The organism is Streptosporangium sp. NPDC006013 (assembly GCF_040614275.1).
Classification (GTDB): domain Bacteria; phylum Actinomycetota; class Actinomycetes; order Streptosporangiales; family Streptosporangiaceae; genus Streptosporangium.
In genome coordinates this window covers 1-2,123 of record NZ_JBEXUE010000857.1, presented here as the reverse complement: position 1 = coordinate 2,123, position 2,123 = coordinate 1, and the positions used below count along the sequence as shown (strand labels likewise).

The 2,123-nt window shown below is 72.2% G+C and carries 1 protein-coding gene; it reads left to right on the top strand.

Translation table 11 applies throughout. The features are described from left to right. A partial coding sequence (locus ABZ260_RS50360; RefSeq protein ID WP_355632892.1) for an SDR family NAD(P)-dependent oxidoreductase occupies positions 1-2,123 on the top strand: 2,123 nt, incomplete at both ends.

The following is a 2,123-nucleotide window of genomic DNA, read 5'->3' as shown; positions in this document are numbered from 1 at the left end:
GCTCGCCGGTCATTCGATCGGGGAGATCACGGCGGCTCACGTGGCCGGGGTGCTGTCGCTGGCCGATGCGTGTGCGCTGGTGGCGGCCAGGTCGCGGCTGATGCAGGCCTTGCCGACCGGCGGGGTGATGGTGGCGGTGCAGGCGACAGAGGAGGAGGTCGCCGAGCTGCTCGCCGGGCGTGAGAGCGAGGTGTCCGTCGCGGCTGTCAACGGTCCCACCTCTGTGGTGATTGCCGGTGTCGAGGAGCCGGTGCTCGGGATCGCCGCCGTCCTGGAAGAGCGTGGGGTGCGAACCAAGCGGTTGCGGGTGTCGCATGCGTTCCATTCGCCGTTGATGGATCCGATGCTGGAGGACTTCCGCACGCTGGCGAGCAGGCTCACCTACAACCCGCCGCGGGTTCCGATCGTGTCCACCCTGACGGGAGAAGCAGCCGCGGCTGAGCAGTTGTGCTCGCCGGATTACTGGGTGGACCAGGTCCGTGGCGCGGTCCGTTTCGCCGACGGCGTGCGCGTTCTGCACGGGCAGGGCGTGCGGGCCTATCTGGAGCTGGGCCCCGATGGCGTCCTGACCGCCATGGCCCAGGACACGCTGGCGGCGGACCCAAGCTCCGACGTGGTGCTGGTCCCGGTGCTGCGCAGGGACCGGGACGAGCACGAGGTCGTCACCGAGGCGCTGGCTCATCTGCACGTGCACGGCGTACCGGTGCAGTGGCAGGCGGTGCTCCCGCGTGGACGCCGGGTCGACCTGCCCACCTACGCCTTCCAGCACCAGCGGTTCTGGCCCGAGACCGGCGGCCCGGCCAAGGGCGCCGCCGCGGCCGATCCGGTGGACGCGGAGTTCTGGGCGACCATCGAGCGTGAGGATCTCCAGTCCCTCGCGGCGCGGCTGGATGTGGAGCAGGAGACGCTCAGCGCGGTGTTGCCGGCGTTGACGTCCTGGCGCCGAGCCCGGCGCGAGACGTCCGTCGCGGACTCCTGGCGATACCGCGTCATTTGGAAGCCGCTGACCAACGTCTCGGCCGCCGTCGTCCCGGGCACCTGGCTCGTCGTGGTGCCCGCGGAGCTGGCCGGCGACGTCTGGGCGGAGTCCGTGGTCCAGATGTTCGGCGCGGCAGCCGTACGGCTGGACGTATCCGGACAGGACCGGGCCGCGCTCGCCGAGCAACTGCGCGAGAGCCTCGACGCGGAGCCGGCCGGGGTGGCATCGCTGCTGGCGCTGCGTGAGACCACGGAGCCAGGTGTCTCGGAGGGTTCGGCGCTGACGTTGACCCTGCTGCAGGCACTGGGCGATGCCGGTGTCGAGGCGCCGTTGTGGTGCGTCACGAAGGGCGCCGTCTCGATCGGCCGGTCCGACACGGCGCCGAGCCCGGCTCAGGCGGGCGTGTGGGGCCTCGGCCGGGTGGCCGCGCTGGAGCACCCGAACCGGTGGGGCGGCCTGATCGACCTTCCCCAGACGCTGGACCAGCGGGTGGTGACCTGGCTGGCGGGCATCCTCACCGTTCCCGACTCCGAGGATCAGGTGGCGATCCGCTCGACCGGCGTCTACGGCCGCAGACTGGCCCACGCTCCCTACCGGGGCACCGACACCATGCCACGACCGCACGGCACGGTCTTGATCACCGGTGGCACGGGCGCGCTCGGTGGTCACGTGGCCCGGTGGCTGGCCGCCCAAGGCGTCGAACATCTCGTGCTGACGAGCAGGCGGGGCATGGCGGCCGACGGTGCGGCCGAGTTGCGCGACGAGCTGACCGCGCTGGGCGCCCGGGTGAGCATCGTGGCATGTGACGCGGCCGACGCGGACGCCCTCGCGGCCGTGCTGGCCGACATCCCGGCCGAGTACCCGCTGACCGGGGTGGTCCATGCCGCCGGTATCAGCCCGGCGAACAGCCTGGACGGGCTGGACGCCGCCGAGCTGGCCGAGGTGATGCGGGCGAAGGTCCTCGGCGCGCTGAACCTCGACGCGCTGCTGGGCGACCGCGAGCTCGACTTCTTCGTGCTGTTCTCCTCGATCGCCGCGGTGTGGGGCAGTGGTGGCCAGGCCGCCTACGCCGCCGCCAACGCCTCCCTTGACGCCCTCGCCCGCCGGCGGCGTACGCGTGGAGTCGTGGCGACCTCCGTCGCCT